The organism is Arthrobacter sp. Ha26 (genome assembly GCF_059091705.1).
The window spans coordinates 61042-86216 of record NZ_JBNHGX010000002.1 but is presented as its reverse complement, the minus strand read 5'-3'; the positions used below and the strand labels follow the sequence as shown (position 1 = coordinate 86216).

General features: G+C 66.1%; 20 protein-coding genes, 2 tRNA genes and 1 riboswitch. Of the genes, 6 read left to right on the top strand and 16 right to left on the bottom strand.

The window, feature by feature from the left end:
* The first annotated feature begins 15 nt into the window (after positions 1-15).
* Positions 16-696 (top strand): HAD-IA family hydrolase, encoded by a 681-nt coding sequence (locus AC5RVY_RS05865; RefSeq protein WP_493953782.1) that lies wholly within the window; start codon positions 16-18, stop codon positions 694-696.
* 126 nt (positions 697-822) lie between these two features.
* On the opposite strand, the gene AC5RVY_RS05860 is transcribed toward AC5RVY_RS05865, so the two are convergent.
* Both AC5RVY_RS05860 and AC5RVY_RS05855 read right to left on the bottom strand, forming a co-directional pair.
* Positions 823-1545, bottom strand: coding sequence for an aggregation-promoting factor C-terminal-like domain-containing protein (locus AC5RVY_RS05860; RefSeq protein ID WP_493953781.1), 723 nt, complete (start codon positions 1543-1545; stop codon positions 823-825).
* 5 nt (positions 1546-1550) lie between these two features.
* Positions 1551-1711: riboswitch (cyclic di-AMP (ydaO/yuaA leader) on the bottom strand.
* Between the two features lie 123 nt (positions 1712-1834).
* On the bottom strand, positions 1835-2026 hold the full coding sequence (locus tag AC5RVY_RS05855) for a hypothetical protein (protein ID WP_493953780.1): 192 nt from the start codon (positions 2024-2026) through the stop codon (positions 1835-1837).
* Positions 2027-2964: 938 nt separating this feature from the next.
* Between AC5RVY_RS05855 and AC5RVY_RS05850 the strand changes: the two genes are divergently transcribed.
* Positions 2965-3831 (top strand): winged helix-turn-helix domain-containing protein, encoded by an 867-nt coding sequence (locus tag AC5RVY_RS05850; RefSeq protein WP_493953779.1) that lies wholly within the window; start codon positions 2965-2967, stop codon positions 3829-3831.
* A 65-nt stretch (positions 3832-3896) separates the two neighbouring features.
* Positions 3897-4424 (top strand): SixA phosphatase family protein, encoded by a 528-nt coding sequence (locus AC5RVY_RS05845; RefSeq protein ID WP_493953778.1) that lies wholly within the window; start codon positions 3897-3899, stop codon positions 4422-4424.
* 54 nt (positions 4425-4478) lie between these two features.
* On the opposite strand, the gene AC5RVY_RS05840 is transcribed toward AC5RVY_RS05845, so the two are convergent.
* A complete protein-coding gene (locus AC5RVY_RS05840; RefSeq protein ID WP_493953777.1) occupies positions 4479-5381 on the bottom strand; it encodes a LysR family transcriptional regulator in 903 nt (300 codons plus the stop codon).
* Positions 5382-5453: 72 nt separating this feature from the next.
* On the opposite strand from AC5RVY_RS05840, the gene AC5RVY_RS05835 reads away from it, so the two are divergent.
* Positions 5454-6455, top strand: coding sequence for an EamA family transporter (locus AC5RVY_RS05835; RefSeq protein WP_493953776.1), 1002 nt, complete (start codon positions 5454-5456; stop codon positions 6453-6455).
* A 484-nt stretch (positions 6456-6939) separates the two neighbouring features.
* Here the strand turns inward: AC5RVY_RS05835 and AC5RVY_RS05830 are convergent, their stop codons facing one another.
* From AC5RVY_RS05830 to AC5RVY_RS05810, 5 genes are all read right to left on the bottom strand, one after another.
* On the bottom strand, positions 6940-7605 hold the full coding sequence (locus AC5RVY_RS05830) for a TetR/AcrR family transcriptional regulator (RefSeq protein ID WP_493953775.1): 666 nt from the start codon (positions 7603-7605) through the stop codon (positions 6940-6942).
* Complete coding sequence (locus AC5RVY_RS05825) at positions 7602-9638, bottom strand: YhgE/Pip family protein (RefSeq protein ID WP_493953774.1); 2037 nt, start codon at positions 9636-9638, stop codon at positions 7602-7604. Before AC5RVY_RS05825 ends, AC5RVY_RS05830 begins: the two co-directional genes overlap by 4 nt.
* Entirely contained in the window at positions 9635-10348 is a 714-nt protein-coding gene (locus AC5RVY_RS05820) for an ABC transporter ATP-binding protein (protein WP_493953773.1), read from the bottom strand. Before AC5RVY_RS05820 ends, AC5RVY_RS05825 begins: the two co-directional genes overlap by 4 nt.
* Positions 10349-10414: 66 nt before the next feature.
* Positions 10415-11869, bottom strand: coding sequence for a dihydrolipoyl dehydrogenase family protein (locus AC5RVY_RS05815; protein WP_493953772.1), 1455 nt, complete (start codon positions 11867-11869; stop codon positions 10415-10417).
* 188 nt (positions 11870-12057) lie between these two features.
* Positions 12058-12131 (bottom strand) — tRNA-Arg (locus tag AC5RVY_RS05810).
* Between the two features lie 277 nt (positions 12132-12408).
* Between AC5RVY_RS05810 and AC5RVY_RS05805 the strand changes: the two genes are divergently transcribed.
* On the top strand, positions 12409-14244 hold the full coding sequence (locus AC5RVY_RS05805) for a phosphoenolpyruvate carboxykinase (GTP) (protein ID WP_493953771.1): 1836 nt from the start codon (positions 12409-12411) through the stop codon (positions 14242-14244).
* An 87-nt stretch (positions 14245-14331) separates the two neighbouring features.
* On the opposite strand, the gene AC5RVY_RS05800 is transcribed toward AC5RVY_RS05805, so the two are convergent.
* The 4 genes from AC5RVY_RS05800 to AC5RVY_RS05785 all read right to left on the bottom strand — a co-directional run bounded on the left by AC5RVY_RS05800 (position 14332) and on the right by AC5RVY_RS05785 (position 18065).
* Positions 14332-15492: a globin domain-containing protein gene (locus AC5RVY_RS05800; protein WP_493953770.1), complete on the bottom strand. Its 1161-nt coding sequence runs from the start codon at positions 15490-15492 to the stop codon at positions 14332-14334.
* Positions 15493-15678: 186 nt separating this feature from the next.
* Positions 15679-16128, bottom strand: coding sequence for an RrF2 family transcriptional regulator (locus tag AC5RVY_RS05795; protein WP_493953769.1), 450 nt, complete (start codon positions 16126-16128; stop codon positions 15679-15681).
* A gap of 13 nt (positions 16129-16141) precedes the next feature.
* Positions 16142-16639, bottom strand: coding sequence for a hypothetical protein (locus AC5RVY_RS05790; RefSeq protein WP_493953768.1), 498 nt, complete (start codon positions 16637-16639; stop codon positions 16142-16144).
* Between the two features lie 7 nt (positions 16640-16646).
* Positions 16647-18065, bottom strand: coding sequence for a phosphomannomutase/phosphoglucomutase (locus AC5RVY_RS05785; RefSeq protein WP_493953767.1), 1419 nt, complete (start codon positions 18063-18065; stop codon positions 16647-16649).
* 118 nt (positions 18066-18183) lie between these two features.
* On the opposite strand from AC5RVY_RS05785, the gene AC5RVY_RS05780 reads away from it, so the two are divergent.
* Positions 18184-20412 (top strand): RecQ family ATP-dependent DNA helicase, encoded by a 2229-nt coding sequence (locus tag AC5RVY_RS05780; RefSeq protein ID WP_493953766.1) that lies wholly within the window; start codon positions 18184-18186, stop codon positions 20410-20412.
* 104 nt (positions 20413-20516) lie between these two features.
* Here the strand turns inward: AC5RVY_RS05780 and AC5RVY_RS05775 are convergent, their stop codons facing one another.
* The 4 genes from AC5RVY_RS05775 to AC5RVY_RS05760 all read right to left on the bottom strand — a co-directional run bounded on the left by AC5RVY_RS05775 (position 20517) and on the right by AC5RVY_RS05760 (position 25170).
* The gene (locus AC5RVY_RS05775) at positions 20517-21950 is read right to left on the bottom strand and encodes an MFS transporter (RefSeq protein WP_493953765.1); all 1434 of its coding nucleotides are present in this window, start codon (positions 21948-21950) and stop codon (positions 20517-20519) included.
* A gap of 219 nt (positions 21951-22169) precedes the next feature.
* Positions 22170-22257, bottom strand: a tRNA-Ser gene (locus AC5RVY_RS05770).
* A gap of 143 nt (positions 22258-22400) precedes the next feature.
* Complete coding sequence (locus AC5RVY_RS05765; protein ID WP_493953764.1) at positions 22401-22916, bottom strand: GNAT family N-acetyltransferase; 516 nt, start codon at positions 22914-22916, stop codon at positions 22401-22403.
* 10 nt (positions 22917-22926) lie between these two features.
* Complete coding sequence (locus AC5RVY_RS05760) at positions 22927-25170, bottom strand: prolyl oligopeptidase family serine peptidase (protein ID WP_493953763.1); 2244 nt, start codon at positions 25168-25170, stop codon at positions 22927-22929.
* Positions 25171-25175: the final 5 nt, after the last annotated feature.

The window sequence follows — 25175 nt, the reverse complement described above, 5'->3', positions numbered from 1 at the left end:
GGCAGAATGGGGACCATGAACGCCTCCGCTCCGGCCTCAACGCCGATCCTGACCTGCCGCGCCGTCCTCTTTGACATGGACGGTACCCTGGTCGATTCCACTGCTGTGGTGGAGCAGGTGTGGGGTGAGTTCGCCGCGCGTTACGGACTGGATCTCGAAGAGATTCTGCGGACCTCGCACGGCGTGCAGGCACGTGATACCGTCACCCGGTTCGCTCCAGCGGGGGCCGATATCCCAGCGCTGACGGCGGAGCTCGGGGCCATGGAACGGGTCCGCACCGAAGGCATTATCGCCCTGCACGGCGCCGCCCGGCTGCTGGCAGCCCTGCCGGCGGACGCCGTCGCCCTGGTCACGTCCGCTGACCGCGTCCTGGCTGACATCCGGATGGAAGCAGCAGGCCTGCCCATGCCCGCTGTTGCAGTGACCGCTGAGCTGGTGACCCGCGGCAAGCCGGACCCCGAAGGGTACTTGAAGGCCGCAGCCAACCTTGGCGTGGAACCCGCAGAGGCCGTGGTCTTCGAAGACGCTCCAGCGGGAATCGCGGCAGGAGTGGCCGCCGGCATCCGCACGGTGGCGGTTGGACCGAACACCGGTCCGCTGCCCGATGGTGTTCTGCACCTTCAGGACTACAGCGCGGTCGCCGTCGAAACCAGCAAGGACGGCGAAGGCAGGACGGTCATTTCTTTCCGGCTGTAAGGTCCGCCACCACCTTGGCAATACGCCGCGACCCCGTTTCAGGGGTCTTGGCACTCGTGCCCGCGGCACGCCGGCTTCCGCCACTCCACCAGGTGCAGGCGCGCCGGCCTCCGGTTCAGTGCCTGATCAGTACCAGTTGTTGGACAGGTGGAAGTTCAGTGCGCCACAAGGGGACTGGTAGCGCTCCTTGATGTAGTTCAGGCCCCAGTTGATCTGCGTGCGGTAGTTGGTGAGGTAGTCCCCGCCGGCGCTGGCCATTTTTTCGGCGGGCAGGGCCTGGACGATGCCGTACGCTCCGCTGCTTGAGTTGGTGGCCGTGGTGGTCCAGTCGGACTCCTTGGTCCACAGGGTCTGCAGGCACTGCATCTGGTCAGGAGCCCAGCCATAGGTGGCGAGCTGGCCCGCGGCGTAAGCCTGGGCGCCTGCGGGGTCGTTGACTGCGACCACCGGGGCGGGCTCAGGTGCGGGGGCGGGCTCGGGGGCGGGTGCCGGGGCGGGCTCCGGAGCGGGGGCCGGTGCAGGCTCGGGGGCGGGTGCCGGGGCGGGCTCTGCCGCCTGCGGGGCCACTGCGATCTCCTCGGGAGCCGCTGCGGGGGCAGGGTTGGCCCGGATTTCGCTCTTCTCGATGCTGAGGTTGGACTGGGTATCGGCAGCCTGCGTTTCGGCGGCGGCGGAAACCCGGATGCTGGACTCGGTGGCCTGTCCGGCGGCGCCTACTCCGATGAGGAGTGCAGCGGATGCGGCGAACACGGCTGCCCGCTTGCCGACGAAGGGGATTTTGCCGGCATTGTGCTCGGCGCGGGGTGCAGACCCGGATTTCAGGCGCGGTTTAACCAGGAACTTGGACATGATGAATCGCCTCTCACACCTGCGGAGTTAGCTGTCGGGTTCGGATGAGGGCATCCGGCCGCACGGAAAAATCACGTGCTGGCTTAACCCCAAGGGCAGTCATTGCCCGGGACGGTGGGTCCCCCGCCTCTGCCGTTGCTCAAGCGGAATCCGGGAAGCGGCAGAGCTTGGCGTCATCCGGATATGGGCTCCCGGTCAGGAGCCTCACCCCATCGACGCTACAGGAGATGGGCGTAGAAGTCACATTTTGGTAACAGAGATCACGACGACGGCGCGTCGCCTTGCTCCTTCATGTCACGAAAGGACCGGCAGCGGGAGCTGCAGGGTAACGCTGGTGCGCCCGGGCCGTGATGTCACCGTTACCCTTCCCCCGTGCGCCTGGACGACGATCCATGATGGACAGTTCCAGTCCGGTGGTACCTTCAGCGGCGGAGGCGCCGGACTGCTCTCCGGTGCCCTTCCGCGCCGCGTCTGAGTTCATACCAGGGACGTGAGCGTACTTTCCTTCGCGGCAACGGGAGTCCCCTCGCCAGTGCGTCGCCTCAACTCGTTTTCACGGCGATCAACCGGTAGTCACCGTTGGAGAGCATGAGGTCCACGGGCTGGCTGTCAAGGGCCAGCAGGTCCTGCTTGTCACCGGCAGTCGGGGGGGCGGGTGGGTGGTGTCTGAAGCGAGGAATCCTCCCGTTTTCACCCGGCCGTTCCGGATGCTGGCGTTGACGGTACCAACGATTGGGCCGCGGGCGTCCAGCGGGTCACGTCCCAGGTTGTTGGTCATGGAGTTCGGTGTGGCCATGGAACAACTCCCCGATTACTCGTTGAGCCCGGGCTTTGCGCTTCCTGTGCCCCGCTGTGAATGACGGCCTCGCCAGCTGGGTTGTCGAAGGGCGGGGCCAGCACGGTTTACCGGACCAGGAGTTGGGCGAAAGCACGCTCTCGGCTGGACAGCGGTGCCTTCGGTGGGGGCAATTTTGGTAATCCCGGCGCGTTTGAAGAAAAAAGCGAAAATGCGGGGGTCGGCCGAATTAAGTTCCCTAAGTACCCGGAGTGAGCTGCTTTTGGCGGATAATGAATGGCGTTCTGGCGGTGCACCAAAATCGTGATCTACACCACAAACGCGGATTTTGTCTCATGATGCGGACTAATCGGTCCATTGTTACTTGCAAGTTAGCATTGTTACGCTGCACACTCTCATTGTGAACAAGAACTCAACAGCACCTGCAGCCGCAGACTATTGGCCCAGCACATCCGCTGCTGCCGACATGCGCTGTTGTCGAATGTACGCCTGACCTTCCCACCCCTCGAAGTTCTCCAGGCATTCGCCCCCCAGCCCAGCGTCGGGCGTCCCTCCCCAATTTCAGCGCGGGAACCCAGCATTCGAGCCGTCATTGACGGCCATTCACATTGAGGTAAGCATCCATGTCAGTTGCATCCGGATACGTCCACATTTCTGTCCGTAACGCCGCCAAGGCTGGCCAGCCCTCCGGCCTCCGCCCCGGCTTCGCGCCCCGCCCGTCGCTCGCCCCCACCGCTCCCGGAAGCAGCTTCCCCGCCTCCGGCTACGCACCCCAGGGCTACAACCCCAACTCCTACGGCCAGCTCCGCACCGTCACCCCGGCCGAGTCCGCGCCGGTGACCGCTCCGACCCCCGTAGTGCCAGGTGCCGGTGCCGTCCGCCCCGTGGCAAACGACAACGTGGCCCGCGGCTTCGTCCTCTACATGGGCATCGACGAGGAAACTGCGGCTGCCGCAGGTACCTCCATCGCCAAGCTGGCCCAGGAAATCCGTGCCTACGCCCAGTCCCTGGTGTCCGGAGCCGAGAGCTACGCCGCCGTCGCAGTGGCACCCGCCGGCACACCCGGCTCAGCCCTCGACGTCGTCCGCTCCACATTCGGCGATCCCACCGTCAACACCCGGCAGCGCACCGAAACGCCACGGCCGCAGCAGCCCCAGGAACCGCGTCCCTCCGGAGTCCTGATCGACCTCGCCCGCCGTGAAGTACACCTCGACGGCGAATCGCTGAACCTGACCTTCAAAGAGTTCGAACTCCTGAACTACCTCGTGGAAAACGGAACCCGCACCGTCGGTCGCGATGAACTGCTCGAAGGCCTGTGGCGCAACGCCGAAGAGGTGCCCAACGAGCGCACCATCGACGTCCACATCCGCCGCCTCCGCTCCAAGCTGGGCCGCCTCGCCAACACCGTACGCACCGTCCGTGGACAGGGCTACCGGTTCTACGAGCACCCCGAAGTTGTTGTCTGGGCCGCTCCGGAATACTCGATCTAGCACTTACTCGGAAGCGCCTGCCCCTAGGGGCGGGCGCTTTGTTTACACCGGGCTAGGCTTGGGCCATGACTGAGCACCATCTTCGACGCCTTGTGATTATGCGCCATGCAAAGGCGGATTGGCCCGGCGGGGTGGCTGACCATGAGCGTCCCTTGGCGGAACGGGGCCACCGGGAGGCACCGCTGGCCGGGCAGTGGCTGCTCAAGCACGACGTCGTACCCGACTTCATCCTGTGCTCCAGCGCGCTTCGAACCCGGCAAACCTGCACCTGGGTATGCTCTGAACTGGGGGACAAGGCGCCCACGCCCAAGCTTGAGGACGGCCTGTACGCGGCCTCCGCCCTCAGGATGCTGGCCGTGGTCAACCACGTTCCGGACACCGTCACAACGCTGATGCTGATCGCGCACCTTCCCGGCGTCCAGGATCTCGCCATGCACCTGGCCTCACGCGACTCAGACCACGACGCCTACATGGACGCCGCCACACGGTTCCCCACCAGCGCCCTCACTGTCCTCGAAACCGAGAAGTCGTGGGCTGAGCTGGACGGGCAGGACGCCCGCATCACACAATTCAAGGTGCCGCGCGCCCACTAGCGCAGCGCCCACCAACGCAATAGGCAAGGACGCCGGCCAGTCGCTGCATGTCCGTCAGTTGGCGTCGGCGATTTCCCGCAGGAGCCCGGAGACGTGCCGGATGGCCGGGCTCTCGGCCATGGACCTGCGGTGCACAATCCCTACCTGACGGGCCTGGACGGGGTTAGCCACAGGCACCGCCACTACGTCCGGGGGCAATATTGGCCTCCCCAACCGGGGGACCAGCGCGATAACTGCGGCCTGTTCCACCAAGGCAATGTGGGTGGCGAAATCGGGATCGTAGATCCGGATGTCGGGAACCCGGCCCAGGTCGGCGAAGATCCGCAGCAGGGCTTCATTGCAGATAGCCCCGTGCGGCGTGCTGATCCAGCGCTCGTCAACAAGGTCTGCCGGTTCCACGCCGGCACGCCCCGCCAGCGGGTGGCTGCTGTGAACCAACACGTCAGCGATGTCCTCGCAGAGCCAGTCGAGTGTGAGGTGCTCCGGAATGACCAGCGGCACGGAATTCCAGTTATGCACCAGGCCCAGGTCCGCTTCCCCGTTGGCAACCCGGGCCACGGCCTCGCGCGGATCCTCCGCCAGGACGCGGAGATCCAGTTCTGCGGCAGTAGAGGCGAGCCGGGCGAGCAGCGGACCCACCAGGCCGCGGCATGCGGTGGAGAAGGCAACCACCCTGAGGGTACCGCTCGGCTTTGCCGGATCCGCCAGCAATGTGGACTGCAGTTCTTCCAGCTCGGACAGGATCCGGCGGCCGTACGCTGCCAGGGCCAGTCCCCGCTCCGTGAGCAGGACACCCCGGCCCCGGCGTTCCAGCACAGCGAAGTCCGCCTCCTTCTCCAGCTTCTTGATCTGCTGTGAAACGGCCGAAGGGCTGAAGCCCATGGCGTTGGAAGCCGCCACCACCGAGCCGTGCTGCTCAACGGCGGCCAGTGCGCGGAGCGAACCAATGTCGATCATGAAGTAAATGTACAAGGTTCTACACGTTATTCAACGCTGGTGCTTCAAGGAGCAGTCTGAGACAGTAAAAGCGTGAACCTCCGAGATTCCCTCCTCGCCGCCCTGGTCGCTTTGCTCTGGGGCCTGAACTTCGTGGCCATCGACATCGGCCTTCACCCCGCAGGACACGAGGTGCCGCCCCTGCTGTTCGTTGCCATGCGCTTCGTGCTGGTCGTCTTCCCGTGGATCTTCTTCGTCAAAAAGCCCAACGTCAGCTGGAAGGCAATTGCCGGCGTCGGGCTCTTCATGAGTGCCGGCCAGTTCGGCCTCCTGTACCTGTCCATGGCACTGGGCATACCGGCTGGACTGGCGTCCCTGGTACTGCAGGCCCAGGTGCTGCTGACCGTCCTGCTTGCCGCGTTGTTCCTCGGTGAGAAGCCGCACCGCAAGCAACTGGCCGGCGTTGTCCTGGGCGTCGCCGGCCTTGCAGTCGTGGCAGTGGGCCGCAGCGCAGTGGCGCCGATCCTGCCCCTGTTAATCGTGCTGGCCGCCGCACTGTCCTGGGCTGCCGGGAACGTGATCGCGCGCAAAGCCAAGGCCGCTTCCGGGCTGGGGCTGGTGGTCTGGTCCGGTGCCGTGGTGCCGCTGCCGCTCGCCGCGCTGTCACTGCTTGTGGACGGCCCGGACGCGGTGCTTGGCACGCTCACCACCCTGCAGGCCCCCACGGTTCTGAGCGCCATTTACACAGCGGTGTTCGCTTCCCTTGTGGGCTACGGAATCTGGAACCGGCTTCTGGCCAGCCACCCGTCGTCGGCCGTTGTTCCGTTCACGCTGCTGGTGCCCGTGGTGGGGATGACGGCGGCATGGCTGATGCTGGGGGAGGTGCCAACGCCCGCGGAACTGGCAGGCGGGCTGCTGCTCTTGAGTGGGGTGGCCACAGCGGTAGTAACTTTTGGCGGCGGGCGGGGTCACCGCCGCGGGGCTGAGTTGGCACCTGGGCGGGTGGCAGGCTTGCGCGCGGGAGAACCGGACGACGGCGGCCGCTTGGCTGCCACGGGTATCCGCGCCGGGGCGCGGGGGCCGGAAGTCCGCTGAGCCACGGCGCTTTTGGCCGCCGGGCGGGAGGCGGGGGCCGGACCGCCTTTCGGATCGGCGGGCCGACGGGCCGCCGGCGTTAGCTGCTTGCCTGTGGGCCATGCTGCACCGAGGAACAGGACCAGGAGCGTTGCCACGGCAGAGGCGGCGGCTCCCATGAAGTAGTTGTCAGGATCATCGGTGGGGAGCGGGGTTCCGATGAATGACGACTGCCCGTCGAACGCCAGCTCCCAGGTGCTGACAAAAGCCAGCGCGAACCCCACCGTGAGGCTGGTGCCCGCACCGGTCGCGAGGAGGACCAGACGCCGCCCCCGGGCCAGGACCTCCCAGATGGCGGCGACGTAGGCAAGCGCCAGGGTGCCAAGGAATGCGGCAAAAACCGGCTCGGCCAGCGTCATGCCCGTCAGGACCAGGAGCCCCGCCGCCACGATGCCGGTGATGACGGCAAATTTTCCGCTGTTCCCCATATGACGCATGTGCACCATCATCCCTGAGGTACAGCATCCTTCAAGACGTAGCCGCGCATGATCGCCATGATTGCTGCAACGCTCTGGTCACGGGTGCGCTCCGGGTTGTACGTCTGCCGGTCCAGCCCCACCACGAAGCAGGCACCAAAGATGGCTGTCTCCAGGCTGCCGCGCGAGACGGCCGGATCCACGGGGTACGCGCGGGCAACGTTCTCCACCGCGGCGCCGATGACTTCCAGGAGCTCCCCGCGCAGGAGGGTGAAGGTTCCCTGCCATTCACTGGGTGTCCGCCAGTTCTCGCTGACCCACAGCCGGGCAAAGGACGGGTATTCGGCCATGAAGTCCATGGCCTGCCCGATCATGCCTTCCATGGCCAGCAGGGGATCGGTGTGAGGAGCTGCCGCGCCCCCTTCTTCCAGAGTGCCCTGGAGCCGCCCCTTGAGGATATCGACGCCGTGCCGCAGCAGTTGCGCGATCAGGTCCGATTTACTGCCGAAGTTGTAGTAGACCGTCCCTTTGGAGACGCCGGCAGCTGCTGCAATTTCATCAACGGTGACACCCGCCGCGCCCCGCTCGCCGATCAGCTCCATGGAGGCGTCGAAAAGCTTCTGGCGTGTGGCGGTCGTCCGTGCAGGCCGCAGCTTCTTCATCGGCTCCTGATCCGCCGGTTCTTGGCTGGTCATACGGCGATCTCCGGCTGCAGCGTCTTCAGTGTCCAGAATTTACCCTTGCGAACGGCGAGCGTGGACATCACCAGCCCCAGGGCCGTGTAACCCAGGAGGCCCAGGATGGTGGGGACGATCATCGACAGGTCGGCACCATAGATCAGGTGGCGCATCCCGGTCACCACGTAGCCCATGGGCAGGATCTCATGCACCACATGCAGGGGCTGCGGAGTGGTCTGCCAGGGGAAAGTGCCACCCGAGGAAACCAGCTGCAGCACCAGCAGGATCAGCACCACGAGCTTGCCGGGGGAGCCAAGCAGGGCCACGATTCCCTGGATGATGGCGCTGAACGCCATGGCTGCCGCCAGCATAAAGAGCCACATCAGGACCGGATGGGCAGCATCCAGGCCCAACGCGAGGTTGACCACCAGGGTGAGGAGGGTGGCCTGCACCACGGAGACCGCGAAAAAGGGCAGCCAGCCGCCGAGCGCTATCTTCCATGAGCGGGCATTCGAGGCCAGGGCGCGCTGGGTGAGCGGCCGCATGGCCTGGACCAGCATAAAGACACCGATCCACAGGGCGAGGGTCAGGAAGAACGGTGCCAGTCCCGCCCCATAGGAGCCGGCTTTCGCCTGCGAAACGTTGCTGACGGCCACGGGATCGGCGATTACGCGGGACAAGTTGCTCTTTTGCGCGTCGTCGGGGTTGGGAACCTGTCCGGCTCCCTTGCCGAGTTCATCGGCCAGGGTCCTGGAGCCGTCAGCGGCGGTGCCCGCTCCCTGTTCGAGCTGCCCCGCGCCGTCGTCCACCTGATGTGCGCCCTGGGCGAGGGCGGCAGCACCGTCCACGGCTGCCTGCTCACCTGTGGCCAGCGTTGCCGCCCCCGTGTGGAGCCGGTCGGCACCGCCGGAAGCCTGGGCGACGGCTTCCTTCAAGGCGGGGGTGCCGGCGGCAAGCTGGGCTGCGCCGACGCTGACAGCCTCCGAACCGTCCGCCAGCTGCTGGATCTGGGCAGTGTCGGTCTGGATCTTCGTTTTGGCTGCTGCCACCGGGCTTGAGGCAGCCGCGGCATCAAAATCCGCCAGGATGCTGTCCGCCTGGGCCTGGGTGAGCACGCCGGCGGCGATAAGCCTGTTGTTTGACTCCACCACCCGGGTGCGCAGGCCCTGGTCGGCCGCCTCCAGTTGGGCGGCCACATCCTGGACCTTGGTGTTGAGCTGCGCGTTGCCGGCGGCCACCTGAGCGGCGCCTGCCGCAAGGGTCTGCGCGTCGCCGGGCAAGGTGGCCGTCTTGTCCTTCAGGACGGACAGGCCGCTGCTCAGCTGGCCGGCGCCGTCGGTCAGTTGGTTGGCGCCGTCACGCAGCTTCAGCTGCCCCGCATAGAGCTCGTCAGCACCGTTGCGCAGGCTGGTGGTTCCATCGTGGAGGGTGGCCGTTCCGTCCCGGAGTGCGGCCACGCCGTTGGCCACCTGCCCGGCGCCATCGGCTGCCTTGACCATCTGCGTATGGATGGTGCCAAAGCCGGTGAGGAGCTGGTTGGCGGTCTCTTCGCCAACGTCTGCGGCCACGGTGCTGTGCACGGAGGTGGTGAGCTTGTCCACAATGGTGCTCAGCAGGTAGTTGTTTGCGTCGTTGGTGGTGACGTTGAGCATTGCCTGGCTGGCGGAATCAAAGCTGCCGGGGGAGACGAGGTGGGCAGAAAAATCCTCCGGGATCTTCAAGGCGAAGGCGTACTTGCCGCTGCTGACCCCTGCGTCGGCCTCCTGCCCGTTGGCCACCGGGATCCAATGGAAGACATTGCCCTCCACCAGGCTCTCGGCCACCTTCGCGCCGGCATGGAGCGGGGTGCCGTCGCTGGAGGTGGCACCGGCGTCCTCAACCACCAGTGCGGCGTCGATCTGGTCCAGGTTGCCGTAGGGATCCCAGTTGGCGTAGAGGTACACCGCGCCGTAGAGCAGGGGGACCATGGTGAGGGCGAGGATGGTCAGCTTGGGCAGCAGCCCGCCGGTCATCCGCTTGAGTTCTGAACGGGCCAGCCGCAGTACTGTCACTTGGCATCCTCGGTCTCGAGTTCACGTTGCTGGTCTTCCACAGGGCTCTCCGCCGCTGCGTCGGTTTCGCTGCCGGGTTCAGTCAACGGCTCAGCGTTGCCAATGCTGGCAAAGGGGCCGGACCACGACGGCGGCAGGGCAGCTACGGTAGCCACGACGGCGAGCGGCCGCCCGGCGTCGGATGCCAGCTGCTCCAGCCGCGGCAGCCAGTTGGCGGGGTCGGCGCTGTGCCGGTCGGGGGAGTCCACCACCAGCAGGTCCGTGTGGGGATTGGCCAGCGCCAGGGCGGTCAGGAGTTCCAGTCTGCGCAACGGGTCCAGCTGCTCGATCCACTGGTCCGCGATGTCCTCGAAGCTGTTCACCTTGAGCCACGGGTTGCTGAGCAGGGCCCCGCGGTAGCGGCGGGGAATCAGGGCCAGGTCCTCGGTAACAAGATCGCGGACGCTGAGGTGGCGCTCGGGCTCATTGACGCCCGGAGCGTCCACCAGCGCGCTGGCCAGCCGCACCCGCTTGATCCCGAGGTTGCCATCCCAGCTGACGGATCCACTGGTGGCTTTCATGCGGCCGCTGAGCACGAGGGCGAGTGCCGTGCGGTGATCCTGCCGTTCGCCCGCCACGAGCATCAGCTCGCCACGGCTGGCCTGGAAAGAGGTGGCCGGGAGCAGGGGGTCGCGGCGGCCGCGGACATGGAGCTGCTGAGCAGAGAGCAAGAAGTGCCTTTCACCGACGGTTGCTCCGTCCAGTGTATCTAAACTGACTGGTCAGTTCAAATAGGTCTACAGGCCGTACTTTTCCAGAAGGCGGAGCCAGACCTCGCTGATGGTGGGGTACGAGGGCACGGCATGCCACAGCCGGTCCAGCGGTACTTCGCCCGCCACTGCAATGGTTGCCGCGTGCAGGAGTTCTGCTACATCAGGCCCGACGAACGTGGCTCCCAGCAGGACCCTGCGGTCCTCATCAACCACCAGCTGTGCCCAGCCCTGGTAGTTCTCCGAATGGAGAGAGGATCCTGCCACCTGGATGGGAAGTTCCACGGAAGAGACGTTGTAGCCATCCTTCCGGGCGGCTTCAAGGGTGCGGCCCACCGAGGCGAGTTCCGGATCGGTGAAGACAACCCCCGGCACCGCGTGCTCGTTGGCTGTCTGCGCGTAACGGCTCCAGTCCCGTGCGACGCCGGCCAGTTCCCCCTTGGCGCGGGCGGCGATGGCGTCCCCGGTGGCGCGGGCCTCGTACTTCCCCTGGTGCGTGTACAGGTTTTTGCCGGCCGCATCGCCGACGGCATACAGCCACGGTTCCTCGCCGGGAGCCCCGTCAACCAGGCCCGTATTATCCGTGCTGAGTTTCAGGTGTCCGGCCTCGTTGGCCGCGAAGCCGGCGCTCTCCAGGCCCAGTCCTTCCAGGGCGGGATGGCGCCCGGTGGCCACCAGGACCTTGTCCGCTGCCACGCTGGAACCGTCACCCAACTGCAGGCTGAAAGTGCCGTCGTCGTTCTCGGTGATGCTGTCCGTGGCCGTGTGCAGCCGGAGCTCCACGCCGTCCGCGCGCAGCCCGGCAGCGACCAGTCGGGCAGCCTCCACGGGGAAGTTTCCCAGCAGCCCGCTGCGCGCCACGAGGGTGACTGTGGAGCCCAGCCGCGCAAAAGCCTGGGCCAGTTCGGTACCGGCCACGCCGCCGCCGAGCACCACCAGCCGGTCCGGGACCTCCTTGGCGGAGGTGGCCTCCCGGGTTCCCCACACCTGCAGGTCCTGAAGTCCCTCGATGGGGGGAGTGTTGGGCGTGGAGCCTGTGGCCAGCACCACGGCGTGACGCGCCTGGAGCCGGTAGGAGTTCCCGTCCAGCCCGGCAACTTCGACGGATTTTGGCGCGGTCAGCCAGGCGTGGCCGCGGACCAGTTGGATACCCGTATCGTCCAGCCACTTCACTTGGCTGCCGTCCTGCCAGTTGGACGTCATATAGTCCCGATACTTCAGTACCGCTGCGGAATCGAGCGTCTGGGTCACGGCTTCCTTGGCGCCAGGCAAAGTCTGGGCCCCATGGAGGGCCGTGCCGGGGCGGAGCAGGGCTTTTGACGGCATGCATGCCCAGTAGGAGCACTCACCGCCTACCAGTTCGGCTTCCACCACTACAGCCGTGAGGCCGCCCTGGACAACCCTGTCCGCCACGTTTTCCCCCACGGCGCCGGCGCCGATCACCACAACATCAAATTCGCGCAAAACTGCCTCGGGCATCATGGGGAAAGCCTACGCTGAGCGGGCGGGCAGGCCAGGTGACAGGCGGAGCGGCGGACTGCAAGTGGGGGCTCGAGGGTGATCTGGCTTCAAGGGGGCCGGGCCGCAGAGGCGGCGCTGCAGAGGGGCGCTGCCAGGTGCCTGCGCAAAGCAAAAGGTCCGCACCGGCGAACCGGTGCGGACCTTGTCTGTGCGCCCAAAGGGATTCGAACCCCTGACCTTCTGTTCCGTAGACAGACGCTCTATCCAGCTGAGCTATGGGCGCATCTTGTGTCCCAGGAGAAGAACCGCTCTCCCTGAACCTCGAATTACTTTACGCGAGGGTTGGCCGCGATGCCAAATCGAAAGGGATGTAATCTGAGCGACTAGACCGGTATAGGTGACCTTCGTCACTTAAGAATGCAAATCCGGCGGGAAATTCCTTGAATTCGCGCGGAACTGCATTTCGCGAGGTCCAAAACGTCAGCATACGTCCAAAAAACTCCAGTGGTCCGGACCATAGCATTTAGCACACACCGATGAACCCGAGGAAGGGAACCGCAATGGGCGATCTGGCGCAGAAGCCGCTGCTTGATAACGCACCCACCACACATGCCGGGCTGCTGGCATGGGTCGAGGAGGTTGCTGAGCTAACGCAGCCGGACCGTATCTACTGGGTGGACGGCTCCGAAGAGGAGAACACCCGCCTCACTGACGAACTGGTGGCGGCGGGAACGCTGACCCGGCTCAACCAGGACCTCTTCCCGAACTCCTTTGCCGCTTTCTCCGATCCCGCTGACGTAGCGCGGGTGGAGGAACAGACTTTCATCTGCTCCGAGAACAAGCATGATGCCGGCTTCACTAATAACTGGATGGCGCCGGGCGAGATGAAGGAGAAGCTCCGCGGCCTCTTCTCCGGCTCGATGCGCGGCCGGACCATGTACGTCATTCCCTTCGTGATGGGCCACCTTGACGCAGAAGACCCCAAATTCGGCGTCGAGATCACTGACAGCGCCTACGTTGTGGCCTCCATGCGCATCATGGCCCGCATCGGTACCGATGTCCTGAACCGCATCACCGAAACGAACGCTTTCTTCGTTCCCGCGCTGCACTCCCTCGGCGCTCCGCTGGAAGCCGGCCAGGCGGACGTCCCCTGGCCCTGCAACCCGGACAAGTGGATCGTCCACTTCCCTGAGGAGCGATCCATTTGGTCCTTCGGCTCGGGCTACGGCGGCAACGCCCTGCTGGGCAAGAAGTGCTACGCCCTGCGCATCGCTTCCGTCATGGCGCGCGATGAGGGCTGGCTGGCCGAGCACATGCTCATCCTCAAGCTCACCTCACCGGAACAAAAGACGTACTACGTCTCGGCCGCCTTCCCGTCCGCTTGCGGCAAAACCAACCTTGCCCTGCTCGATCCCACCATCAAGGGCTGGAAGGTGGAGACCCTGGGTGACGACATCACCTGGATGCGGTTCGGCAAGGAAGGCGAACTGCGGGCCGTCAACCCCGAAGCAGGGCTCTTCGGTGTTGCTCCCGGAACGGGCTGGGGCACCAACCCCAACGCCATGCGTGCCATCGCCAAGGGCAACAGCATCTTCACCAACGTGGCATTGACCGACGACGGCGGCGTCTGGTGGGAGGGCATGACGGAGGAAGTGCCGGCGCACCTTACCGACTGGCAGGGCAACTCCTGGACACCGGATGCGGGCCAGCCTGCCGCCCACCCGAACTCCCGTTTCTGCACCCCGATCGACCAGATCGACATGCTGGCCGAGGAGTACCACAGCCCCAACGGCGTTGAGCTGTCCGCCATCCTGTTCGGCGGCCGCCGCAAGACCACCATCCCCCTGGTCACCGAGGCCCGCAGCTGGTCCAACGGCATCTTCATGGGTGCCACCCTGTCCTCGGAAACCACTGCTGCCGCAGCGGGGGCCGTGGGTGTGGTCCGCCGCGATCCGATGGCCATGCTGCCCTTCATCGGGTACGACGCCGGTGACTACCTGAACCACTGGGTCAACCTGTCCGCCAAGGCCAACCCGGAGCGGCTGCCCAAGATTTTCCTGGTCAACTGGTTCCGCCGGAACTCCGAAGGCGGCTTCGCATGGCCCGGGTTCGGTGACAACGCCCGGGTGCTGAAGTGGGCCATCGAGCGTCTCGAGGGCAAGGCTGATGCGGTGGAAACCGCCATCGGCTTCGTCCCCACCGGCGACTCCATTGACCTTGACGGCCTGGACATGACCCCCGCCCAGGTGGAGGAAGCCGTCAAGGTGGACCCCACCGAATGGGCCACGGAGCTTGCCTCCATCGAGGAATGGTTCGCAAACTTCGGCGGCTCCCTGCCGGAGGCCCTGCAGTCCGAGCTCACCAACCTGAAGTCCCGGCTGGGCGAGTCTTCTTAAGTACAACGGCGTCTTAAGATCGACGGCGGCCCCGCACCTTTCCACCGAAGGTGCGGGGCCGCCGTAGATGTGTCCGCGTCGTGCAGTTTAAGAAGCCAGCCAGATGTCCGGGCCGAATACCTCGTAATGGATCCGGGTGGCCGGGATGCCGGCGTTGATTGCCTCGTTGCGGATATTCTTCATAAACGGCAGCGGGCCGCACAGGTACAGGGAGGCGTTGGCCGGCAGGTCCACCTCGCGCAATGACATGAAGCCCTCCTTGGCCCCTGCTTCCGGCCGTTCCAGCCAGAGCTGCAGTTCGGCACCGTCCAGGCGTTCGACGTCGTCCGTCATCTGGGTGCGCAGTGCCCAGTTGTCCAGGGTGCTTTCGGCATGCAGCACCAGTACCTGCCGCCCGGAACCTGCCGCAGCCAGTGATCGCAGGATTGACGCGGTGGGGGTGCAGCCAATGCCGGCGGAGGCAAGCACCACCGGACCGTCACCGTCCTTGAGGGTGATTTCGCCGCACGGGTTGGAAATCTCCAGGATGTCACCCACCTGCACGCTGTTGTGAAGCACGGGCGAAACCTCGCCGTCGTCGTCCAGCTTGGTGGTGAAACTGCGGCGGGTGCCCGCCTCGCCGGACAGGGAGTACTGGCGCACCTGGCGCAGGCCTTCCGGCAGGACCACCTTGACGCTGATGTACTGGCCGGGGAGGGCGGGCGTCACAGGAGTTTCGTCAGCGGGCTCAAGGGTGAAAGTCATGGATCCTGCGCCCGCCGGAGTTTTTGCCGCTACCCGCCACGGCATCCACATCCTGTCATTGGCCTGTGCGGCGTAGAGACCCTTTTCGAGCTTGATCAGGGCATCCGCCATAAGCCAGTACACCTCGGTCCATGCTTCGGCGATTTCCGCCGTGATCACCTCTGCCAGGTCTTCGGCGATGGCCGCGAACAGGTGCTCGTAGACCACTTGGTACTGCGGTTCGGTGATGCCCAGGGAGGCGTGCCGGTGCGCAATGCGGGACAGGACCGTCTCGGGCAGGGTGCCCGGATTGTTGATGAGATGGGTGGCGAAGGCCGCGATGCTGCCTGCCAGCGCCTGCTGCTGGTTGCCCGATCGCTGGTTGGAGCGGCTGAAGACGCCATCCAGGAGTTCGGGGTGCGCGGCGAAGAGCCGCTGGTAGAACTTGGGCGTGATGGCGCCGATGCGGGAACCGACGAGCGGCAGCGTGGCCTCGATGACAGGGCGGGATTTGTCCGAGAGCATAGGAACTCCTGAGGTAGCGGCCGGGGCCTTCGTCCGGCCTTAGTGAATACCTGCATTGCAAATGCGTATATTCATATCCCAAGTTCTACACCTTGTAGAAGTTAGAGGCCAAATCGAACGGCGAGGTGGCGGCATGTGGTTCGGCGCAGGGAAGATGGCGCTGCCCCGGGGCCTCATCGGCAGGAGCTACAGCCCGGGCCGGAGGCCGATCATTTCGAAGACGGGCGCCATCTGTCCCGAGGCGGGAAGATCGGCGATGACTACCGTATCAAGCTCGCGGTAGAACGCTTCGCGGGCCCGTGACAGGGCGGAACGGAGCTTGCACTCGTTGATGAGTGGGCAGTTGCCGCTGGCAGCCACGCACTCTGCCGCATCCGTGCGGGTGTCCAGTTGCCGCAGGATCTGTCCCACGGTGGCAATCCGTCCGGCATGGCTCAACCGGGAACCGCCGGTCCGGCCACGCTCCACCTCGATCAGGCCCAGGTTCCGAAGCTTTGCCATCGCCTTGCTGACGTGGTTGTAGGGCGTCCCCACAGTATCGGCGATGTTTTGCGTGGTGAGCAGCGTGCCGCCGGGGACGGCGGCCAGCACCATCAGGGCCCGCAGGCTCACATCAGCAAAGGCGTTGATCTTCATGGGCCGGCCCGGTCTAGTCCACCCAGATGCTGGGCTCGCTCGAGTCAGCCGAAAGCTCGCCGAAGTTCCAGGTCCGGGTGGCTGCGTCGGCTGAATAGGGCAGGACCGCCGCGAAGACCTGGCCGTCGCGGTGCTCCGTTGCCACATGGATGGCGTCCGACTCTTCCTCCACCAGGAGAATGTCGCAGACCACCGCCGCGGCCCGGAACTCGTCCCGGTTTTGCCGCAGCAGGGCGGTGAGGTCGCTGATCATGCCGTCGGCATCGAAGTCGCCGTCCGAGCCCTCGTCCGCATCCGCCGGCGTGACGGCAACCAGGCGGACTTCGCCGTCGTTCTGCACGGTCAGGGCGAAGGGCAGGAAGCCGCCGTTGCGCTGGAGTTGTTCCTGGGCTGCGCTGATGCCTGTCCCCAGCAGGTTCTCAAGGTCCGTCGCAGTGCTTTCCGGGACCGAATCCCGCCAGGATTCCTGCCCGGTATCTGCCCCGGATTCCAGCCCGTCGTCCTCAACCATGGGCAGGCTAGGCCCGTACGATCGACAGGACGTGGTCGCGGATCCGCTCCATGGTGGTGCGGTCCGTGGCTTCAACATTGAGCCGGAGGAACGGTTCGGTGTTTGACGGACGGAGGTTGAACCAGTAGCTGCCGTCATTGGCGGTGAAGGTGCTGCCGTCCATTTTGTCGATGGTGAGGTCCTCGCCGGCAAAAGCGGCCCGCACGCGCTCCACCGCCGCTGCCTTGTCCTCGACCTCGGAATTGATTTCGCCGGACGATACGTAGGGTTCGTACTCGCGGCCCAGCTCAGACAGGGGCCCGTCCTGCTCGCCGAGGGCTGCCAGGACGTGCATCGCGGCCAGCATGCCCGTGTCCGCGTTCCAGAAGTCGCGGAAGTAGAAGTGTGCTGAATGTTCTCCGCCGAACACTGCCCCTTCCTCCGCCATGACTGCCTTGATGAAGGAATGGCCGACGCGCGTCCGTACCGCCCGGCCGCCGTCGTGCTCCACCAGCTCAGGCACCGCGCGCGAGGTGAGGAGGTTGTGGATAATCGTGGGGGTTGCCTCGCCCAGGGCCTTGGCGCGGGCAATTTCGCGGCGCGCAACCATGCCGGTAATGGCCGACGGCGAGACGGGCTCGCCCTTCTCGTCGATGACGAAGCAGCGGTCGGCGTCACCGTCAAAGGCCAGGCCGATGTCCGCGCCGTGCTGCAGCACCGCAGCCTGCAGGTCGCGGAGGTTCTCCGGCTCCAGCGGGTTGGCTGGGTGGTTGGGGAAGGAGCCGTCCAGCTCGAAGTACAGGGGAACAATGTCCAGGGGCAGCTTGGGGAGCAGGGTGTCACCCAGGACGGCCGGAGTGGTCAGGCCGGCCATGCCGTTGCCTGCGTCCACTACTACTTTCAGGGGGCGCGAGCCGGACAGGTCCACCAGCTTGCGGAGGTACTCGGCGTAGTCCTTGAGTACATCGCGGACGCTGATTTGCCCCCGCTGTTCCGCGGCCGGAATGGAACCGGTGTTGAGGTACTGCTCGGCGAGGGCCTGGATGTCCTTGAGGCCGGTTTCGGAGGAGATGGGCACTGCCCCCGCTTTGGACATCTTGATGCCGTTGTAGCCGGCGGGGTTGTGGCTGGCGGTGAAAGTGGCTCCTGGACGGTTCAGGTAACCACAGGCGAAGTAGAGCTCGTCGGTGGAGATCAGGTCCAGCAATTCGACGTCCGCACCACGGGTGGCCGCACCGTCCGCAAAGGCCTTGCTGAACTCGGGGGAGGAGGGGCGCATGTCGCCGCCCACCAGGATGGTCTGGCCCTGGAGCTGCAGGATGTCCACGAACGCGGCCCCCACGGCTTCGACGATTTCGGCCGTGATGGACTCGCCAACAATTCCTCGGACGTCATACGCCTTGAAGGATGCCGAGAGGTCAAAAGTCGTTGTCTGTTCGCTAGTCACGGGCTTTATCTTACGTGGACCGCGGAAGTGCTGGTGGAGGAGGCGGCCAGGCCTGTGAATTTCCACATAGCAGGTGGTCCCGGTGCCGGGTGTCAGGGGCGGCTGGGATACTGAATCAATGGTCGATAACCAGTACGCCACAGCAACATCTGAGCCTGCCCCGGATTTTCGGGAGCCCGTGCCGGACGGTGCACCGTCCGCAGGTCCGGTTTCCCCTTCCGCAACCTCCCGTGAAGCCCTTGAGGTCCTTCGCGAGCTCGTGGGGCACCCCGCGGCTGCCTTCCACGAGGGTCAGTTTGAGGCCATTGAGGCGCTGGTCGACGGCGGCCGGCGGGCTTTGGTGGTCCAGCGCACCGGCTGGGGCAAGTCGGCCGTCTACTTTGTGGCGTCACTGCTGTTGCGCCGCCGTGGTGCCGGGCCCACCCTCATCGTCTCGCCTCTCCTGGCGCTGATGCGGGACCAGGTGGCTGCCGCCGCCCGCGCGGGGGTGCGCGCCGTTGCCATAAACTCCGCCAACCAGCTGGAGTGGGACAACGTCCGTGAACAGCTCGCCGCGGACCAGGTGGACGTCCTGCTGGTCTCCCCGGAGCGGCTCACCAACCCGACCTTCCGGGAAACCCAGCTGCCGGAGCTGATCCGGCGGACAGGCCTGCTGGTGATCGATGAGGCGCACTGTATTTCCGACTGGGGCCACGACTTCCGTCCTGACTACCGGCGCATCGCGGACCTGATCACCCAACTGCCGGAAACTGTTCCGGTGCTGGCCACCACGGCCACGGCCAACTCCCGCGTGGTGCATGACATCGAAGAGCAACTGGGGGACTCGGTGCTTACCATCCGCGGTTCCCTGGGCCGGGATTCGCTGCGGATGGGTGTCTTGTCCTTGCCGGACTCCAAGCAGCGCCTCGGCTGGCTTTTGACCCACCTGGCAGATCTTCCGGGCAGCGGCATTATCTATACCTTGACCGTGTCTGCTGCCGAGGACACTGCACGGCTCCTCGCCGAAGCCGGCCACCACGTGCTGGCGTATACCGGCCGCACCGATCCCGCGGACCGGGAGCGTGCCGAGCAGCTGCTCAAGGACAACCAGGTCAAGGCCCTCGTAGCCACTTCGGCATTGGGGATGGGCTTCGACAAGCCGGACCTGGGCTTTGTGGTCCACCTTGGGGCGCCGTCCTCCCCGGTGGCCTATTACCAGCAGGTGGGCCGCGCCGGCCGAGGGGCCGCCAATGCCGACGTCCTGCTCCTCCCCGGCGCGGAGGACCGGGACATCTGGCAGTACTTCGCCACTGCCTCGATGCCCTCAGAAGAAAAGGCCGCCGCCGTCCTCACTGCCTTGGGCGAGGCCGGAACGGCGCTCTCCACGGTGGCCCTGGAGGCACGGGTGGACCTCCGCCGCACCCCGCTGGAACTGCTGCTCAAAGTCTTGTCCGTGGACGGTGCCGTGGAACGGGTGGGCGGCGGCTGGCGCGCCACCGGCCAGCCGTGGATCTACGACGCCGAGCGGTACCGGCGGATCGCCGAGGCGCGGGTGGACGAGCAGGACTCCATGGTGATCTATCAGGACACGGCAGGGTGCCGGATGGAGTACATCACCTCCGTCCTTGACGACGAGACCGCCAAGCCCTGCGGCCGCTGCGACAACTGCGCGGGCCGGTGGTTCCCGGCTGAGATAGCGGAGTCTGCCACGGAGGCGGCGAGCCAGACGCTCAGCAGGGCCGGCGGGGTCCTGGAGGCGCGCCTGCAATGGCCCAGCGGCATGGAACGCCTGGGTGTACCCGTGAAGGGAAAGCTCAAGCCGGGTGAAGGCCTTGCAGAGGGACGTGTCCTGGCCCGCCTGACCGATCTTGGCTGGGGTGGCGCGCTGCGGGAACTCTTCGCTGCGGGCGCGGAGGACCGGCCCGTGGATCCGGGCATGCTGCAGGCCTGCGTTCAGGTCCTGCGGGAATGGGGTACCGGAGACGCCCGCACCCCGGGTTGGAGCGGCGTTGGCAGGCCGGCCGCCATCGTCAGCATTCCCTCCAGGAGCAAACCGCAACTGGTGGAGTCCCTCGCCAAGGGAATTTCGGACATCGGGCGGATCCCCTACTTCGGCGGGCTGCAGCTGGCACACGGTGGTCCAACCGGGGGCCGTGGCGGCAACAGTGCCTACCGGCTCGCCGGCGTCTGGGACCGTTTGGTGGTGGGGCCCGAGCTTGCCGCTGCGCTCAACGGGCTCAACGGCCAGGCAGTGATGCTGGTCGATGACCTGACGGACAGCCGGTGGACCCTGACGGTGGCCGGCCGCGCCCTTCGGCAAGCCGGAGCTGGGGCTGTGCTTCCGCTGGTGTTGGCCCAGGCCGGCTGACAGTAGGCAGCGGGTCTGATAGGCAGGTAGCGGGTCCGGGAGCGCCTGCTGATGCGGCCTGGCTAGCAACCGCTGGTTTGGAGCCGTTGGTTTGAACCGCTGGCTCAGGCCCGCTGGGTTTTACGCTGGCTGACTTCGGCCCCGGCGTGGCGCGGCAGCAGGAGGCTGTCAGTCGTGCTTGCGAGCATCAGCACTGCCATTGCGAGGAAAGCTCCGCGGAATGGCCCGGCGTTGTCGTCCGGAAAGGAGCCCAGCCCGTCGAACACGCGGATCAGCAAGGCGCCCACTGCGATTCCGGCGCCGGTTGCCAGCTGCACCAGCGTGGCGGAAACAGTGTTCGCAGAGGTCAGTTGGGCAGGTGCGATGTCCGCGTACTGCACGGAGGCGTAGGACGAGAAGCCGATGGAGCGGAAGGCCCCGCTGCAGACCAGCAGCGCGAACGTCAGCGCCTGGGGCGTTTCCGCCGTCAGCAGGGCGCACAGTGCGAAGGTAGCTGCAGACGCGAGCGACGCGAATACCAGCATGGCCCGGAAACCGAAGCGGCGGATCAGCGGTGTGGTGGCCGGCTTGATGCCGATGTTGCCAATGAAGACCGCCGCCACCATCGCTCCGGCGTGCAGCGGGGACCAGCCAAATCCGGCCTGGAACATCAGTGGCAGCAGGAAGGGAACGGAGCTGATGGTCAACCGGTAGACGAACCCGCCCGTTGCCATGGCCCGGAAGGTCCGGGTGCTGAAAACATTCAGGTCAAAGAGCGGGTTGCGGGTCCGGCGCATCCACATGACCGCGCAGGCGAGGAACGCGGCACCGCATCCGGCGCTCAGGGCTGCCCAGGGGGCTTCGGGATGGCCGCTCACCAGCTCCAGACCCACCACCAAGGCGCCCACGCCCAGCGTGGTGAGGAGCAGCCCCAACCAGTCCAGCAGCCGTCCCGGATCTCCCGCCGCCGCGGGAACCAGCCGCAGTGCGGCAATGAACGCTGCAACGCCGAGCGGGAGGTTGATCAGGAAGATCCAATGCCAGGACAGGTAGGTGGTCAGGGCCCCGCCCACCAGCGGTGCAAGGACAGGTGCCAGGAGCCCGGGCCACACCAGGAATGCCGTCGCACGGAGCAGGTCTGCCTTGGGCGTCCCGCGGAGCACCAGGAGGGTGCCGACGGGAACCATCATGGCGCCGCCGAACCCTTGGGCCACGCGGCTCAAAGTCAGCGCGGCCAGGTCCTGGCTCAACGAACATGCCAGCGATGCGAGGGTGAAAATTGCAATGGCCAGGCAGAAAACCCTACGCGCCCCGAGCCGTTCAGCCAGCCAGCCGCTCAGCGGGATGCCCATGGCAACCGTCAGCAGGTAGGCCGTCATGGTGATATTCACGTCTGCGGCCGGAACATGGAAGTCGGCGGCAATGTTGGGGATTGCCGTGGTGAGGACTGTGCCGTCGAGGAACTCCATAAAGAAGGTCGCGGCCACCAGCAGTGCCAGGCGTGGGCTCCATACATGGGTGGTGCCGGGGGCCTCATCCACGGTGTTTCTTCCTGCCATCTGCCCATCCTTCCACCGCCGCCGCCCGCGGGGCTTCCGGTGTCCGTACCCCGGACGGGCTGTCTCCAAGCGGCAGGACGTGGGCGGTTCGGGCACGGGAAGCGAAGGAGCGTTGCCCAATTTGCGGCGGGAACTTGGAGAGCTTCCCAGGCAACAGGGAGCTTCCAGGCAACAGGGTGAGGGACGCAAAAGGCCCCGGTCCAGGACCGGGGCCAAACGCGGAGACGGGGGGATTTGAACCCCCGGTGGAGTTGTGCCCCACACTTCATTAGCAGTGAAGCCCATTCGGCCGCTCTGGCACGTCTCCAATTGCTATTCCTAGCCCACCAAGGATACGCAGAAGCGGGCACACAGTGCAAAACGGATAGCCGGAACCGCACAGCCCCCGACAGGGCGCCTTCGCGGAGGGGCCGGCGACACCAAGGGGGACCAGCGAGGCACTACGAGCGACTACAGGCGCGCAGCCTGCTCCGGCCGAACCATCCTGATTTCGCGCAGGTTTTCCCACTCCGGGATGGTGTCCGCCGCTCCGTCAGTCGCAAAACCGAAATGCCCGTAAAAACTGATGGCCCGCGCATTGTCCGCAGCCACCCACAGGCTCGCCGCTTGATCGCCCAGCGCCGCTGCAAGGAGCCGGCGCCCCAAGCCGAGCCCCTGGTGTGATGCCAGCAGGTACAGCCCCCACAGTTCCAGCTCACCGGACGACGGCGGCGGGAAGCCGTGCGAAGAAACGTTGGGCTCCCTGCGGATACCAGCAAAGCCAACTACAGTGCCGCCGTCGGAGGCCACCCACACCGGCGCGGGCTCCGCAGCCTCCAGCAGGTGGCGCCACAGCGGCAGCCGGGTACCGGCGTTCTGTGACGCCAGGAACTCCTCGGACAGCATGCCGCGGTAGGTCTCCTGCCAGCAGCGGACGTGGACCTCCGCCAGTTGCTCCACGTCGCCGGGCCCAGCCTTGCGCACCACAAGGGCCAATTTACGAGTCCCCGCCGGCCAACGCTTTCCACAGGAAATGCTGGCTCCGGGCCTGCAATGCCGCTGCCTGCCGGTTATCCGATGCTCCGGCGTGTCCACCCTCCAGCGCTTCGTTGAACCACACATTGGGGATGCCCATGGCCAGCATCCGGGCAGCCATCTTCCGCGCCTGCACCGGACCCACCCGGTCATCCGAGGTGGCCGTCCAGATAAACGTCTCCGGGTACTCCACCCCGTCCCTGAGCAGGTGGTAAGGGGAGAAGGTGCGGATGTACTCCCACTGCTCCGGCACGTCCGGGTCGCCGTATTCGGCGATCCACGAGTGGCCGGCCGAAAGTTTGGTGTAGCGGCGCATGTCCAGCAGCGGCACGCCGCAGGAAACCGCTCCGAACAGTTCGGGGTACCGGGTCAGCATGTTCCCCACCAACAGGCCGCCGTTGGACCCGCCGACGCACCCCAGCCGCTCCGGAGAGGTGACGCCGCGGGAGATCAGATGGCGGGCAACGGCCGCGAAGTCCTGGTACGCCTTGTACCGGTTTTCCTGCAGGGCCGCGCGGTGCCAGGCCGGCCCGTACTCGCCGCCGCCGCGGATGTTCGCCACCACGTACACACCGCCGCGGGAGTGCGCCGCCTCCCCGTTTGCGCCGGCGGACTGGGACGTCCGGCGCTCCAGCCACGCCCTGCCCACCGTGCCGCTGTAGGCAGGAGTGCGGGAGACCTCAAAACCGCCGTAGCCGGACAGCTGGGTGGGGTTCTGCCCGTCCAGGGCCAGGTCACGCGAGGCTACCTGGAAGTACGGAACCCGGGTGCCGTCGTCGGACACGGCGAAGTGCTGCTGCACCTCATAGTTTTCGTCCGCGAAGAACGACGGCGACGTCTTCACCACCGAGTGCCGGCTCACCACGCCGCCGGTCCCGTCAGCGGCGCGCTCCAAAGTGCCCCGCATCAGGGTGCTGGGGGTGGTGAAGCCCGTGGCGACGAGCCAGAAGTCGTCGCCGGCACCGCCGTCGGTGTCGTCTTCGTCGTCCACGGCGTAGGCGTTGACGTCGTGCAGCGGTGGGCAGGCATCGAGCAGAACTGAAGCCCAGGCAGCGTCCGGGGCTCCGCCGGGCCGGGACGGGTCAAGGACGCGGATCTCGGAGGACACGTCCTTCAGCAGGTTAAGGAGCAGGAAATTCCGGGTCCAGCTCCAGGACTGCAGCGAAGTGGCGGCATCCGGGGTGAACAGCACCGACATCTCCCGCGAGCCCGCCAGGTAGTCCTCAAACGGAGCAGCGAGGAGCGAACCCGCCGGGTAGGCGACACCGTCGAGCACCCAGTCCTGCTGGGGCCGGAACAGCAGCCACTCGCGGTGCGCGCTGACGTTGACGTCGGTGGGAACGTCGATCCCCACCCAGGCGCCATCCCGCAGTACCGCGTTGCTGCGGTTGTAGAAGTCGATGTAGTCAACGGCGAAGGTCCGTTCGAAGCCGGGTGTCGAATCGTGCGCCACCACGGCCATCATGTGGTTCTCACGCACCTCAAACAGGCGGGGTGCCTCGGTGAGGGAGGAACCCCGTTTGAGGGTAACGGCGGTGCGGGCGTAGGAGGAGGCCGTGCGTGGAAGCCCCTCCGCGGTGGAGGCCACCAGCAGTGTGTCCGCGTCCAGCCAGGACACATTGCCCTTCGCCGTCGGCAGGTCAAAGCCGCCCTGCGCCGGGTCCACAAAGCTCCGCGTTGCCACATCGAATTCCCGGTAGCGGTTCGCGTCGCCGCCGTCGGGGGACAGCGCCAGCAGCGCATGCCGGTAATCTTCGCCGGCGGCAGGGCGGAGGAAGGTGGCTCCGTGGAAGACCCATTCTTCACCTTCGGCGGCGGACAGGGCGTCAACGTCCAGCAGGACGTCCCAGTCCGGCGTCTCCGAGCAGTAGCTCTCCCACGTGGTGCGCCGCCAGAGGCCCTTGGGGTTTTGCCGGTCCTTCCAGAAGTTGTAGTACCAGTCGCCGCGCTTGCCCACCATGGCGATCCGGTCCGTGGAGTCGAGCACCTCCAGGATGTTGCCCTCAAGCTGCACATAATCGGCGTCCTCAAGCAGGTCTTCGGTGCGGGAGTTCTGCTCCTTCACCCAGGCAAGCTGCTCCTCGCCGTAGATGTCCTCAAGCCAGACGTTCTCGTCCGTGGGCTCGGGCGCAATGCCCTGCGGGTCGGTGCCGGGGATGTCGCCGGAACCGGGGGCGGGCGCTGGAACAGCTGCAGTGGTGGTCATGCGCC

Coding starts and splice junctions, on each gene's coding strand:
- AC5RVY_RS05865 (WP_493953782.1), top strand. CDS start 16: ATGAACGCCTCCGCTCCGGCCTCAACGCCGATCCTGACCTGCCGCGCC.
- AC5RVY_RS05860 (WP_493953781.1), bottom strand. CDS start 1,545: ATGTCCAAGTTCCTGGTTAAACCGCGCCTGAAATCCGGGTCTGCACCC.
- AC5RVY_RS05855 (WP_493953780.1), bottom strand. CDS start 2,026: ATGAACTCAGACGCGGCGCGGAAGGGCACCGGAGAGCAGTCCGGCGCC.
- AC5RVY_RS05850 (WP_493953779.1), top strand. CDS start 2,965: ATGTCAGTTGCATCCGGATACGTCCACATTTCTGTCCGTAACGCCGCC.
- AC5RVY_RS05845 (WP_493953778.1), top strand. CDS start 3,897: ATGACTGAGCACCATCTTCGACGCCTTGTGATTATGCGCCATGCAAAG.
- AC5RVY_RS05840 (WP_493953777.1), bottom strand. CDS start 5,381: ATGATCGACATTGGTTCGCTCCGCGCACTGGCCGCCGTTGAGCAGCAC.
- AC5RVY_RS05830 (WP_493953775.1), bottom strand. CDS start 7,605: ATGACCAGCCAAGAACCGGCGGATCAGGAGCCGATGAAGAAGCTGCGG.
- AC5RVY_RS05815 (WP_493953772.1), bottom strand. CDS start 11,869: ATGATGCCCGAGGCAGTTTTGCGCGAATTTGATGTTGTGGTGATCGGC.
- AC5RVY_RS05805 (WP_493953771.1), top strand. CDS start 12,409: ATGGGCGATCTGGCGCAGAAGCCGCTGCTTGATAACGCACCCACCACA.
- AC5RVY_RS05800 (WP_493953770.1), bottom strand. CDS start 15,492: ATGCTCTCGGACAAATCCCGCCCTGTCATCGAGGCCACGCTGCCGCTC.
- AC5RVY_RS05795 (WP_493953769.1), bottom strand. CDS start 16,128: ATGAAGATCAACGCCTTTGCTGATGTGAGCCTGCGGGCCCTGATGGTG.
- AC5RVY_RS05790 (WP_493953768.1), bottom strand. CDS start 16,639: ATGGTTGAGGACGACGGGCTGGAATCCGGGGCAGATACCGGGCAGGAA.
- AC5RVY_RS05780 (WP_493953766.1), top strand. CDS start 18,184: ATGGTCGATAACCAGTACGCCACAGCAACATCTGAGCCTGCCCCGGAT.
- AC5RVY_RS05775 (WP_493953765.1), bottom strand. CDS start 21,950: ATGGCAGGAAGAAACACCGTGGATGAGGCCCCCGGCACCACCCATGTA.
- AC5RVY_RS05760 (WP_493953763.1), bottom strand. CDS start 25,170: ATGACCACCACTGCAGCTGTTCCAGCGCCCGCCCCCGGTTCCGGCGAC.